The sequence below is a fragment of the Streptomyces sp. NPDC091371 genome, from assembly GCF_040684275.1.
Lineage (GTDB): Bacteria > Actinomycetota > Actinomycetes > Streptomycetales > Streptomycetaceae > Streptomyces.
This window is the reverse complement of record NZ_JBFBFP010000044.1, coordinates 54,398-66,383: the sequence shown is the minus strand read 5'-3', so window position 1 is coordinate 66,383 and position 11,986 is coordinate 54,398. Positions and strand designations below refer to the sequence as shown.

Genomic DNA, 11,986 nt, shown 5'->3' with positions numbered 1-11,986 from the left:
GGCGAGGGGCCGATGAAACCGATGTCGAGGGAGCCGCCGTTGAGGGCCTCGATCTCGGACGGACCCGCGTTGAAGGCCTGCGGCTTGATCGCGGTGCCGCCCAGCTCCTTCTGGATCAGGCCCTCCTGGAGGCCCACCAGCGCGGTGGCGTGCGTCAGGTTCGGGAAGTAGCCGATCCGGACCTCGGAGGCCGACAGCTTCTTGCCGTCCGGTGCGGTCGCGGAGGGCTGCTTGTCCTCGGCCTGGGAGCCGTAGCCGCAGGAGGCGAGGGCGCCGATCAGCAGCGGCAGGGCGGCAGCGGCGACGACGCCGCGGCGAAGGGTGGTGCGGGTGGTGCGGATGGCAGGCACGGGAGGGCTTCCTCTCGTGACGTGGTCATCTCATGACGCACGTCTTCGTTCGTGGAGCAATGGCGGGTGCGGCTCGTGGGGGGTGAGGGCGCGCATGCGGTGCGCGTACGTCATCGCGCACATCGCGCCACCCCGCCCTGGCCGCTGCCGAGGGCGCCGCTGCCTACGCGGCCGCCCTCTTTCGCGAAGGTCTCGTACATGTCGGGGGACACCGTCAGAAGTCCCAGCCGTCGTCGTCGGCGACCTGGGCCTCGGGCTCGGTGTGGCCCGCGAAGGCCGCGCCCGCCATGCCCGCCGCGAGGGTGGTGCCGTCCGCCGGGTCGATCAGCAGGAAGGACCCCGTGCGGCGCGAGTCGGCGTACGCGTCGAGCGCGAGCGGCTCGGCCGTACGGACGACCACGCGGCCGATGTCGTTGGCCACCAGCTGCCCGGGGTTCGGGTGCTGGGACAGGTCGTCCAGGGTCAGCCGCGAGGGGATCTCCTTGACGATGGCCTTGACCGTGCGCGTCGTGTGCTTGATCAGCACCCGGGCGCCGACGGCCAGGGGCTGGTCGGCCACGTGGCAGACCGTCGCCTCGACGTCCTGCGTGGTGGCCGGGGCGCTCGCGGACGGCGCGATCAGGTCGCCGCGCGAGATGTCGATGTCGTCCGCCAGGCGCAGGGTCACCGACTGCGGGGCCCAGGCGATGTCCACGCTCTCGCCGAGCGCGTCGATGCCCGCGATCGTGCTCGTACGGCCCGAGGGCAGCACGGTCACGGCCTCGCCGACGCGCAGCACGCCGGAGGCGATCTGGCCCGCGTAGCCGCGGTAGTCGGGGTGCTCGGCGGACTGCGGACGGATCACGTACTGCACCGGGAAACGCGCCGGGCAGGTGGTGAGGTCGTGGCTGACGGGCACGGTCTCCAGGTGCTCCAGCACCGTCGGGCCGCCGTACCAGTCCATGTTCGCGGACGGGTCCACCACGTTGTCGCCGGCCAGCGCCGAGATCGGGATCGCGGTGATCTCCGGGACGCCCAGGTCCGAGGCGTACGCGGTGAACTCCTCGGCGATCTTCGCGAAGACCGACTCCTCGTAGCCGACGAGGTCCATCTTGTTGACGGCCAGGACCACGTGCGGGACGCGCAGCAGCGCCGCGACGGCCGCGTGCCGGCGGGTCTGCTCGATCACGCCGTTGCGCGCGTCGACCAGGACCACGGCCAGGTCGGCGGTGGAGGCGCCGGTGACCATGTTCCGGGTGTACTGCACGTGCCCCGGGGTGTCCGCGAGGATGAACCGGCGGCGCGCGGTGGCGAAGTAGCGGTACGCGACGTCGATGGTGATGCCCTGCTCGCGCTCGGCCCGCAGGCCGTCGGTGAGCAGCGCGAGGTCGGGGGCCTCCTGGCCGCGGGCCTGGGAGACCGCCTCGACGTGCTCCATCTGGTCGGTCAGGACCGACTTGGAGTCGTGCAGCAGGCGGCCCACCAGGGTGGACTTGCCGTCGTCGACGGAACCGGCGGTCGCGAAGCGCAGCAGGGTGGTCGCTGCCAGGTCCGCGAAGTTGGCGGCCTGATCGGTGGTGCTGGTCATGTCTAGAAGTACCCTTCGCGCTTGCGGTCTTCCATCGCGGCCTCGGACATCTTGTCGTCGGCGCGGGTCGCGCCCCGCTCGGTGAGGCGGGAGACGGCGATTTCGGCGATCACGGCGTCCAGCGTGGCGGCGTCGGAGTCGACGGCGCCGGTGCAGGACATGTCGCCGACGGTGCGGTAGCGGATGAGACGCGTCTCGGGCGTCTCGTCCTCCTTCGGGCCGCCCCACTCGCCGGCGGTCAGCCACATGCCGTTGCGCAGGAAGACCTCGCGCTCGTGGGCGAAGTAGATCTCCGGCAGTTCGATGCCCTCGCGGGCGATGTACTGCCAGACGTCCAGCTCGGTCCAGTTGGAGAGCGGGAAGACGCGCACGTGCTCGCCGGGCGCGTGGCGGCCGTTGTAGAGCTGCCACAGCTCGGGGCGCTGGCGGCGCGGGTCCCACTGGGAGAACTCGTCGCGCAGGGAGAAGACGCGCTCCTTGGCGCGGGCCTTCTCCTCGTCGCGGCGGCCGCCGCCGAAGACGGCGTCGAACTTCAGCTGCTGGATCGCCTCGGTCAGCGGGACGGTCTGCAGCGGGTTGCGGGTGCCGTCGGGGCGCTCGCGCAGCTTGCCCGCGTCGATGTAGTCCTGGACGGACGCCACGTGCAGGCGCAGGCCGTGCTGGGCGACCGTGCGGTCGCGGTACTCCAGCACCTCGGGGAAGTTGTGGCCCGTGTCGACGTGCAGCAGCGAGAAAGGAACCGGCGCCGGCGCGAACGCCTTCAGCGCCAGGTGCAGCATGACGATGGAGTCCTTGCCGCCGGAGAACAGGATCACCGGCTTCTCGAACTCGCCCGCCACCTCGCGGAAGATGTGCACGGCCTCGGACTCGAGGGCGTCGAGGTGCGACAGCGCGTACGGCGCGTCCGTCTCTTCGTGCAGGTGGGCGACGGTGGTCATGCCAGACCCCTCTCGGTGAGCAGCGCGTACAGGGCCGAAGCCGACTCCTGGACGGTCTGCGTGTGCGACTCGATACGGAGGTCCGGGGAAGCCGGCGCCTCGTACGGGTCGTCGACCCCGGTCAGACCGGAGATCTCGCCCGCCGCCTGCTTGGCGTACAGGCCCTTCACGTCACGCTCGGAGCACACCTCGACCGGAGTGGCCACGTGCACTTCGAGGTAGTTCGTCTCGGCGGCCGCGTGGCGCCCCCGGACGGCCTCACGGCTGTCCGCGAACGGCGCGATCACCGGCACCAGCGCCTTGACGCCGTTGCTCGCGAGGAGTTCGGCGACGAAGCCGATCCGCTGCACGTTGGTGTGCCGGTCCTCGCGGCTGAAGCCCAGGCCGGCGGAGAGGAACTCGCGGATCTCGTCCCCGTCGAGCACCTCCACGCGGTGGCCCTCGGCGCGCAGCCGCTCGGCCAGCGCGTAGGCGATGGTGGTCTTGCCCGCGCTCGGCAGCCCGGTCAGCCACACGGTGGCGCCCTGGTCGCTCACGCTCATCTGCTTCTCCGTCAGTTCTCTGCTGTCCGTGGTGGTCATCAGCCGTGCAGTCCGCACTCGGTCTTGCCCCGCCCGGCCCAGCGGCCGGCCCTCGCGTCCTCGCCCTCCGCCACGCGGCGGGTGCAGGGGGCGCAGCCGACGGAGGCGTAACCGTCCATCAGCAGCGGGTTGGTGAGTACGCCGTGCTCGGCGACGTACGCGTCCACGTCGTCCTGGGTCCAGCGGGCGATCGGCGAGATCTTGACCTTCTGCCGCTTCTCGTCCCAGCCGACCACCGGGGTGTTGGCCCGGGTCGGGGACTCGTCGCGGCGCAGGCCGGTCGCCCACGCCTCGTACGCGGTCAGGCCCTCTTCGAGCGGCTTGACCTTGCGCAGTGCGCAGCACAGGTCGGGGTCGCGGTCGTGCAGCTTCGGGCCGTACTCCGCGTCCTGCTCGGCGACCGTCTGGCGCGGGGTGAGCGTGATGACGTTGACGTCCATCACGGCCTCGACCGCGTCGCGGGTGCCGATGGTCTCCTCGAAGTGGTAGCCGGTGTCGAGGAACACCACGTCCACGCCGGGGAAGGCGCGGGAGGCCAGGTGGGCGACGACCGCGTCCTCCATGGAGGAGGTCACGGCGAACTTCTTGCCGAAGGTCTCGGCCGCCCAGGTGAGGATCTCCAGCGCGGAGGCGTCCTCCAGGTCCCGGCCCGCCTGCTCGGCGAGCTCTTTGAGGCTCGCGTCTTGAGTGGTGGTCATATCTCGTCCCCTCCAGCTGCGTTGGACTGAACACCCCGGGCCAGCAGCCCGAGGTACTTCAGCTGGAAGGCTCGGTTGCAGGCCCTGCATTCCCAGGCGCCGTGACCCGTCTCGTTCGGAAACAGGTCCTCGTCGCCGCAGTACGGGCAGTAGAACGGTGCGGCGCGCTCGCTCACGAGAGGTCCTCGTCCTTGGCGCGGCCGACCCAGGCCGCGAAGCGCTCGCCGTCCTCACGCTGCTCCTCGAAGCGCGTGACGACCCGCTCGACGTAGTCGGGCAGACCGGCCGAGGTGACCTTCAGGCCGCGGACCTTGCGGCCGAAGCCGGCCTCCAGGCCGAGGGCGCCGCCCAGGTGGACCTGGTAGCCCTCCACCTGGTTGCCGTCGTCGTCCAGGACCAGCTGGCCCTTGAGACCGATGTCCGCCACCTGGATACGGGCGCAGGCGTTCGGGCAGCCGTTGATGTTGATGGTGAGCGGCTCGGCGAACTCCGGCAGGCGGCGCTCCAGCTCGTCGATCAGCGAGGCGCCGCGCGCCTTCGTCTCGACGATGGCCAGCTTGCAGAACTCGATGCCGGTGCAGGCCATCGTGCCGCGGCGGAACGGGGACGGCTTGACCCGCAGGTCCAGCGCCTCCAGGGCCGCGACCACCGAGTCGACCTGGTCGGCCTCGATGTCGAGGACGATCATCTTCTGCTCGGCGGTGGTGCGCAGGCGGGCCGAACCGTGCTGCTCGGCGACGTCCGCGATCTTGGTCAGGGTGGCGCCGTCGACACGGCCCACGCGGGGCGCGAAGCCGACGTAGAACTTGCCGTCCTGCTGCTGGTGCACGCCGACGTGGTCGCGCCACTGGCCGCTGGGCTGCTCGGGCGCGGGGCCGTCGGTCAGCTTGCGCTTCAGGTACTCGTCCTCCAGGACCTGGCGGAACTTGGCCGGGCCCCAGTCGGCGACGAGGAACTTCAGGCGGGCGCGGGTGCGCAGCCGGCGGTATCCGTAGTCGCGGAAGATCGAGATGACGCCCTCGTACACGTCCGGGACCTCGTCGAGCGAGACCCAGGTGCCCAGGCGCACGCCCAGCTTGGGGTTGGTGGAGAGACCGCCGCCGACCCAGACGTCGAAGCCGGGGCCGTGCTCGGGGTGGTTCACGCCCACGAACGCGATGTCGTTGATCTCGTGCGCCACGTCGAGCAGCGGCGAGCCGGAGATCGCGGACTTGAACTTGCGGGGCAGGTTCGAGAAGTCGGGGTTGCCGACGATGCGGCGGTAGATCTCGTCGATGGCGGGGGTGCCGTCGATGATCTCGTCCTGGGCGATGCCGGCCACGGGCGAACCGAGGATGACGCGGGGCGTGTCACCGCAGGCCTCGGTGGTGGACAGGCCGACGGCCTCCAGGCGGCGCCAGATCTCCGGGACGTCCTCGATCCGGATCCAGTGGTACTGCACGTTCTGGCGGTCGGTGAGGTCGGCGGTGCCGCGGGCGAACTCCTCGGAGATCTCGCCGATGACGCGGAGCTGCTCGGTGGTCAGCCGGCCGCCGTCGATGCGGACGCGCAGCATGAAGTACTTGTCGTCCAGCTCCTCCGGCTCCAGGATCGCGGTCTTGCCGCCGTCGATCCCGGGCTTGCGCTGGGTGTAGAGGCCCCACCAGCGCATACGGCCGCGCAGGTCGTTGGGGTCGATCGAGTCGAAGCCCGTCTTGGAGTAGACGTTCTCGATGCGTGCCCGCACGTTGAGACCGTCGTCGTCCTTCTTGAACTGCTCGTTGCCGTTGAGGGGGGTGTGGTGTCCGACGGCCCACTGACCCTCGCCGCGGTGACGGCCGGTCTTGCGGCGCGCGGCGGCTGCGGCGGGAGCTGCGGCTGCGGGCGTTTCGGGGGTGGCGGCCATGGCGGTACGTCCTTCTTCGGCGGCTCAGGGCGGAGGGCGGTATCAGAGCAGGGGGTGGCGATGGAGTGCCCCCGGCACAGGCACTGGCGTCACTGAGCGGGTGCGGCTGAGCGCCGCGCCTTTGCCGGGGTGGCCGGCGGGCAGGGCGGTATTCGGCCTTCAGGGGGCTGCGATGATCGACGCTTCCACGGCGACGATGCCGGGATTGCGGCGATGTGCGGCGGTTGCTGGTTCCGTCAGCACGCCGGACAGATGGCGCTGGACATGCGGCCGAGGTCGACGTGCCGCCGACTCACCAAGGCAATTCCAGCTCCATTCATGAGGGGAAGCGTGGCATGCGTGTCTTGGAGGAGTCCACTACTGTCCGCGATACGGACAGATCCGTCCCGAATGTTGGGATGCTGTGCTGCGCATCACCTTGACGGCCGTGACGGCTACCCTCTCGGTGGCTTGATCATTTACCTGAGGGGGCAACGCAGTGCGTACGGGGAGAGTCGCGGTCGCGGTCGTGGTCGCGGCGGGCCTGTTGGCCGGATGCGGGGGTGGAGCGGACGCACCGGACGACGGGAACGGCAAGGGGGGAGCGGCGCAGACCGGCAAGGCGGAGCCCTTGGCGGCCTTCGGGGTGCCCGCCGCGTGGGACGGAGGGCGGGGCTGGGATCAGGCCCTGCCCTGGGTGCCGATGAACGCCCCGACGCCCGTGGCGGTGGTGCCCGGGGCCGCCGCGGTCGCCGTGCTGGACGTGGACGCCGGTTACACGGTACAGGTCCGGTCGGCCGCAGACGGGAAGGCCGTGTGGACCTCGGCGAACTGGACGCCCCCGACCCCGCTGCCCGCCGCGGACAAGCACGAGCTGGTCCCCCGGATCCTGGGGGTGGAGCAGGACGGGCAGAAGTTCGTCGTCCTGGCGGCCCACGGACTGGCCGGCAAGGACGAGCTCCACGAGGGCACCGAAGTGGTGCGGTTGGCGCTGTATCCCGCGGCCGCGACGGGCCAGGGCGTCAAGCCGGTCCGGGAGATCGACGTACCGCTCAAGGCAGACCCAGGTGAGGTCCGGGTCCAGGCCCAGGGCGGCCGTCTGATCGTCGCCCACGACGGCCCGGGGTCGTACCCGAGGGTCGCGTCCGCCGTCGACCTGGTCAAGGGGACCGTCACCGCGTACAACAACCCCAGTGAGCTGCTGCCCGAGTGCAGCGACCATCTGACCTGCTTCCCCCGGGTGATGGCGGTGGGCCCCGCCGGGCCGCTGGTCTACCTGGAACCCGGGTTCGGGGTGCCGGGCCGATGGTCGAGTGACGCGGTACGACCCGAAGGGGTTCCCTCGAACGCGGGCCCCTACAAGAAGCGGAACGGGCAGGTGTACGGCGTGGCCAGCGGAAAGCTCCTGGTCCAGTGGGACAAGGAGGCCACAGCCGGCGCTGCGGCGCTGCCCACCTGGTCGGTGCACGACATGGAGTCCGGGCGGATGCTCGCCAGCACGGAGTGCCGCTACACGGAAAGCCATGGTCACACTGGCCGGGGCTACCGGAACCATGAGGTGGTCACCTCGCCCGCCGCACGGTTCATCGCGGCCGGCCCCGTCGCCTTCGACCTGGAGCGCAAGCAGGGCGTCTGCCTGGCGGGCGACGGCAACCGGAAGGAGATCGCCGTGCGCTCGGTCCGGGACGACGGCACGGCCTACGGTCTGGTGAAGACCGATGACGTGAAGGCCGGCCGGCCGGCTGCCCAGCTCGACCTCACCTCCGCCACGGGCGACCCGAAGGCCCTCGGTGCGGGCGTCGAAGTCCCGGACCACACCGACCTGGGCGGCGCCGCCCTGTTCGTCATCCGCGACCAGAACCAGAACCTGCGCCTCTCGGTGCGGCAGGGCAAGTGACACGTCCGGGTCCGGCCCGCCGCACGGCGGGCCGGACCCGGACGGCGGGCGGGCGGCGCGGGTCAGGCAAGATCCGGAAGCGACGGCCTAGTGCTGTGACCGGCAAGGTTCACCGGGTCACGGCGCCCGGCACGGCACCTCGCTGCGTTGTCGGACCGCGCAAGTACGTCCAGTACGAGCCGCGGCCCTCCGCCTTGCGATGCACCGCACCGGACACCGCGACCCGGCAAACCTTTCCGGCCACAGCACTAGGCCCCCGGCCAGGGGCCGGGGGTCGGGGTGGCTTCCTTTTGGGAGGTTTCCGTCTTGAAGACCTTGAAGCCGCGGCGCTGGTAGTTGTCCATCGCCGTCGGCCCGTCCTCACTGCACGTGTGCAGCCACACCCGCCGGGTCGCCTCCCGCTCCGGCCAGCGCTCCGCGAGGGACCAGGCCCGGGCCACGCCCACCGTCAGCAGGTGCCCGCCGATCCGGCGGCCCCGGAAGTCCGGCAGCAGGCCGAAGTACATGATCTCCACCACACCGTCGTCCTGCGGGTCGAGCTCCACGTACCCCGCCGGCGTGCCGCGGTCGTACGCCACCCACGTCTCCACGCCCGGACGCCCGAGCTCCTCCACCCACTGCGCCCGGGTCAGGGACAGCCGGTCCGTCCAGTGGATGTCGCCGCCCACCGAGGCGTAGAGGAAGCGGCTGAACTCCGGGGAGGGGACCTCGGCCCGCGAGACGGTGATCTCGGGACCTGGAACGGCCGCCGGGACCAGGTCGTCCGGCGAGTTCATTTCGAGGGACCAGGTGGTGAGTGTGATGGTGCTCATGCACTTCAGGGAACCACGCCCGGTCCCCGCCGCCCCAGCCGGGCCCGGACCACCGACGGGGCCGTGGAGTGGGGGAGCAGTTCGGCCGGGTCCTGCGGACGGATCAGCTCCACCTCCACGTCCTGCGCGAAGCGGTACGGCCGGTGGGCCAGCACGCCCGCCAGGTGCCGGCGTACGCGGGAGATCTCCGCCCGGACGGTCACCGTGCGGGTCGGATCCCCGAAGAGCTCCGCCGACAGCTCCGCCGCGGAGCGCCCCCGCGGGCTCTCCGCCAGCAGGAACAGCAGCTCCGCGTGGCGCGGGCTGAGGTCCTGGGCCCAGCTCCCGCCGGCCCCGTACACCGTCGCCGAGCAGGCCCCCGCCCGGCTGAGGTCGAGCACGACCCGGGTCACGGCCGTGCTCGTACGGTCCTGCGCGATCCGCAGCAGCCAGCCGCCCGGCAGCGGCTCCACCGCGCAGTCGCCGAGCTGCGGCACCCACACCCGGCCCGGCCCGAAGCCCTTCGGCAGCGGGATGCGGTCCGGGGGGACCATGCCCGTGACTGCGGCCGTCCAGCCGTTGGGGTCCACGGCCAGCGCCCGCCCGGGCAGCCGGGCCAGCATCGGGGCCGCGACCGCCCGCAGCCGCTCCTGCGACTCCAGGTGCCGGATCCGCAGCTCCCGCTCCGCGAGCCGGGCCACCGAGCTCACCCACGCCAGGGTCGCGGGGTGCATGGTGGCCAGCGGCCCGCTGACGTCGACCACGCCGAGCAGGCGTCCGTCGCGCGGGTCCCGTACGGGCGCGCCCGCGCAGGTCCAGTCGTGGTGGCTGGAGACGAAGTGCTCCGCCGAGAACACCTGGACGGGCCGCCGCGCCACGAGCGCCGTGCCCACCCCGTTGGTGCCGACCACCGCCTCGTCCCAGTCGGCCCCCACCATGAAGCCGAGCCGGTCCGCCTTGCGCAGGATCGAGGAGTGGCCCTCCCGCCACAGCAGCCGGCCGTCGGCGTCGGCGACGACCATGATGTGCAGGGCCTCGTCCAGGGCGGGCAGCAGCCCCTCCCGGAGCACCGGCAGGATCTCCCGCAGCGGCGAGACGTGCCGGCGCTCCTCGGTCTCGGCGGCCGAGAGCATCCGCGAGCGCGCGTCCCGGTCCGGGTGCACCCCGCCGGCCATCATCCGGCGCCAGGACTCGGCGATCTCCGGTCTCGGCGGGGCCGGCGGCCGGTCCCCGGCCAGTGCGGCCTCCCGTACGCCCTTGAGCAGACGCGCGGCTTCCCGTGCGTCCATGGCCGAGATGCGTGCCGCGTCGACCGCGCCGCCTGTGGTACTGGCCACTGAACCTCCCCGTCGAACAGGACGTGCTGAGCCAGCCGCCCGGCTGGTCCTCGCGCGCCGCTTCCCCCGGCACCCGAAGGGCGACTGTCGACTCAAAGGTTGCAACGGTATGCAACTCTCGCCAAGTCCCGGTCGGTCGATCGAAACTGTCCGGACGCCGCCAGACGGCGTGACAGCTCCTCCTCGGGGCTCATCGGACCAGGGGTGGTGCCGAGTCGGCGCGGCGCCACCCCTGGTCCTGGTCAACGGGCCCGGATCCCGGCTCGGGAACGGTTTGGGGACCGTACGCGGAGCCCGGCGGCTCCCTTCCTAGCCCGCGATCCGTGCCCGTTCCACGACGGCGCCGAGGTCGAGGCTGTGCGGCAGCGTGCCGAAGGCCGCGCCCCAGTCACCGCCCAGCCGCGAGGCGCAGAACGCGTCCGCCACCTCGGGCGGCGCCCACCGCACCAGCAGCGAACCCTGGAGCACGAGCGCCATGCGCTCCACCACCCGGCGGGCCCGCGCCTCGATGCCCTCCAGGTCGGCGAGCTCCGTGAGGAGGTCCTTGATGGCCGAATCCAGCCGGTGGTCGGCGCCCCGGGCCAGGCCCACCTCTTGGAGGAAGGCGCCCAGCGCCTGCGGCTCGCGCTGGAGGGCGCGCAGCACGTCGAGGGCCTGGACGTTGCCGGAGCCCTCCCAGATGGAGTTCAGCGGGGATTCGCGCAGCAGTCTCGGCAGCCCGGACTCCTCGACGTAGCCGTTGCCGCCCAGACACTCCAGGGCCTCCGCGACCATCGGCGTACAGCGCTTGGTCACCCAGTACTTCGCCACGGGCACGGCCAGGCGCAGGAAGGCCTTCTCCTGCTCGGTGCCGGCGTCGTAGGCGGCCGCGAGGCGCAGCGTCAGGGTGGTGGCCGCCTCCGACTCCAGGGCGAGGTCGGCGAGCACGTTGCGCATGAGGGGCTGCTTGATGAGCGGTGCTCCGAAAGCAGAGCGGTGCTCCGCATGGTGCACGGCCTGCGTCAGCGCCTGCCGCATGAGCGAGGCCGAGCCGATCGCGCAGTCCAGCCGGGTCGCGGCGACCATCTCGATGATGGTCCGCACCCCCCGGCCCTCCTCGCCCACCCGCCGCGCCCAGGTCCCGTCGAATTCCACCTCGCTCGACGCGTTCGACTTGTTGCCCAGCTTGTCCTTCAGGCGCTGGATCGCGAAGACGTTGCGCGTCCCGTCCGGCAGCACCCGCGGCACCAGGAAGCACGTGAGCCCGCCGGGAGCCTGTGCCAGCACGAGGAACCCGTCGGACATCGGGGCCGAGCAGAACCACTTGTGCCCGGTCAGCAGGTACTCGCCCGACGCGTCGAGCGCCGTGGCCGTCGTCGTGTTCGCCCGTACGTCGCTGCCGCCCTGCTTCTCGGTCATCCCCATCCCGAAGAGGACCCCGCCCTTCTCGGCGGCCGGCCGCAGCCCCTCCTCGTACACGTGCGAGGTCAGCCGCGGCTCCCACTCGGCGGCGAGCGCGGGGTCGGCCCGCAGCGCCGGTACGGCGGCGTGGGTCATCGAGACGGGGCAGCCGTGCCCGGCCTCGGCCTGCGACCACACGAAGAACCCGGCGGCGCGCCGCAGATGCCCGGCCGGGCGCCCCCAGGCGTCGGTCAGCCCGGAGGTCACGGCGTGCCCGAGCAGCCGGTGCCAGGCCGGGTGGAACTCCACCTCGTCGATCCGGTTCCCGTACCGGTCGTGCGTGCGGAGCTTCGGCGGGTTCTCGTTCGCCTGCGCGGCCCACTCCTGGGCCTGCGCCGAGCCGGCGGCCCGCCCGAGCGTGGTGAGCTCCTCCCGCACCTCGCCGAGGAGTTCGGGCTCCGCCGAGGCGAGGTGGCGCTCGACTCCCTCGGTGAGTGCCCGGTCGCCTCCGTACACGTCGTGGCCCACGAGGGGCGGGGTCTGATTGGTGACTGTGTGGGTGGTGGCTGCCATGCGGATACCG

At 71.9% G+C, this 11,986-nt stretch carries 12 protein-coding genes; 1 reads left to right on the top strand and 11 read right to left on the bottom strand.

Features of this window, described 5'->3' with window-relative positions; genetic code table 11:
- The 8 genes from AB0O21_RS32750 to AB0O21_RS32715 form a co-directional block, all read right to left on the bottom strand.
- Positions 1–341 (bottom strand): ABC transporter substrate-binding protein (locus tag AB0O21_RS32750; protein WP_365177023.1); only part of this gene is annotated, 341 nt, incomplete at its 3' end.
- 223 nt (positions 342–564) lie between these two features.
- Positions 565–1,917: a GTP-binding protein gene (locus tag AB0O21_RS32745; protein WP_365177006.1), complete on the bottom strand. Its 1,353-nt coding sequence runs from the start codon at positions 1,915–1,917 to the stop codon at positions 565–567.
- 2 nt (positions 1,918–1,919) lie between these two features.
- Positions 1,920–2,855, bottom strand: a complete 936-nt coding sequence (gene cysD, locus AB0O21_RS32740) for a sulfate adenylyltransferase subunit CysD (RefSeq protein ID WP_365177003.1) — start codon at positions 2,853–2,855, stop codon at positions 1,920–1,922.
- Positions 2,852–3,397 carry an adenylyl-sulfate kinase gene (cysC, locus tag AB0O21_RS32735; protein WP_365177020.1) on the bottom strand — a complete coding sequence of 182 codons (546 nt, stop codon included), beginning with the start codon at positions 3,395–3,397 and terminating at the stop codon, positions 2,852–2,854. Before cysC ends, cysD begins: the two co-directional genes overlap by 4 nt.
- A gap of 38 nt (positions 3,398–3,435) precedes the next feature.
- Entirely contained in the window at positions 3,436–4,134 is a 699-nt protein-coding gene (locus AB0O21_RS32730; RefSeq protein WP_365177000.1) for a phosphoadenylyl-sulfate reductase, read from the bottom strand.
- Complete coding sequence (locus tag AB0O21_RS32725) at positions 4,131–4,310, bottom strand: hypothetical protein (RefSeq protein WP_365176998.1); 180 nt, start codon at positions 4,308–4,310, stop codon at positions 4,131–4,133. The genes AB0O21_RS32730 and AB0O21_RS32725 overlap by 4 nt, the downstream gene beginning before the upstream one ends.
- A complete protein-coding gene (locus tag AB0O21_RS32720) occupies positions 4,307–6,019 on the bottom strand; it encodes a nitrite/sulfite reductase (protein ID WP_365176995.1) in 1,713 nt (570 codons plus the stop codon). The genes AB0O21_RS32725 and AB0O21_RS32720 overlap by 4 nt, the downstream gene beginning before the upstream one ends.
- Positions 6,020–6,255: 236 nt before the next feature.
- On the bottom strand, positions 6,256–6,339 hold the full coding sequence (locus AB0O21_RS32715; protein ID WP_310942095.1) for a putative leader peptide: 84 nt from the start codon (positions 6,337–6,339) through the stop codon (positions 6,256–6,258).
- 158 nt (positions 6,340–6,497) lie between these two features.
- On the opposite strand from AB0O21_RS32715, the gene AB0O21_RS32710 reads away from it, so the two are divergent.
- Complete coding sequence (locus tag AB0O21_RS32710; protein ID WP_365176992.1) at positions 6,498–7,895, top strand: hypothetical protein; 1,398 nt, start codon at positions 6,498–6,500, stop codon at positions 7,893–7,895.
- 248 nt (positions 7,896–8,143) lie between these two features.
- On the opposite strand, the gene AB0O21_RS32705 is transcribed toward AB0O21_RS32710, so the two are convergent.
- The 3 genes from AB0O21_RS32705 to AB0O21_RS32695 all read right to left on the bottom strand — a co-directional run bounded on the left by AB0O21_RS32705 (position 8,144) and on the right by AB0O21_RS32695 (position 11,976).
- Complete coding sequence (locus AB0O21_RS32705) at positions 8,144–8,707, bottom strand: GNAT family N-acetyltransferase (protein WP_365176989.1); 564 nt, start codon at positions 8,705–8,707, stop codon at positions 8,144–8,146.
- A gap of 5 nt (positions 8,708–8,712) precedes the next feature.
- The gene (locus tag AB0O21_RS32700) at positions 8,713–9,975 is read right to left on the bottom strand and encodes a GAF domain-containing protein (RefSeq protein WP_365177017.1); all 1,263 of its coding nucleotides are present in this window, start codon (positions 9,973–9,975) and stop codon (positions 8,713–8,715) included.
- Between the two features lie 357 nt (positions 9,976–10,332).
- Complete coding sequence (locus AB0O21_RS32695) at positions 10,333–11,976, bottom strand: acyl-CoA dehydrogenase family protein (protein ID WP_365176987.1); 1,644 nt, start codon at positions 11,974–11,976, stop codon at positions 10,333–10,335.
- Positions 11,977–11,986: the final 10 nt, after the last annotated feature.

Bases quoted from the DNA above. Each gene is read 5' to 3' on its own strand.
- AB0O21_RS32745 (WP_365177006.1), bottom strand. From the start codon at position 1,917: ATGACCAGCACCACCGATCAGGCCGCCAACTTCGCGGACCTGGCAGCG.
- cysD (WP_365177003.1), bottom strand. From the start codon at position 2,855: ATGACCACCGTCGCCCACCTGCACGAAGAGACGGACGCGCCGTACGCG.
- AB0O21_RS32705 (WP_365176989.1), bottom strand. From the start codon at position 8,707: ATGAGCACCATCACACTCACCACCTGGTCCCTCGAAATGAACTCGCCG.
- AB0O21_RS32700 (WP_365177017.1), bottom strand. From the start codon at position 9,975: ATGGACGCACGGGAAGCCGCGCGTCTGCTCAAGGGCGTACGGGAGGCC.
- AB0O21_RS32730 (WP_365177000.1), bottom strand. From the start codon at position 4,134: ATGACCACCACTCAAGACGCGAGCCTCAAAGAGCTCGCCGAGCAGGCG.
- AB0O21_RS32715 (WP_310942095.1), bottom strand. From the start codon at position 6,339: ATGAATGGAGCTGGAATTGCCTTGGTGAGTCGGCGGCACGTCGACCTC.
- AB0O21_RS32695 (WP_365176987.1), bottom strand. From the start codon at position 11,976: ATGGCAGCCACCACCCACACAGTCACCAATCAGACCCCGCCCCTCGTG.
- AB0O21_RS32720 (WP_365176995.1), bottom strand. From the start codon at position 6,019: ATGGCCGCCACCCCCGAAACGCCCGCAGCCGCAGCTCCCGCCGCAGCC.
- cysC (WP_365177020.1), bottom strand. From the start codon at position 3,397: ATGAGCGTGAGCGACCAGGGCGCCACCGTGTGGCTGACCGGGCTGCCG.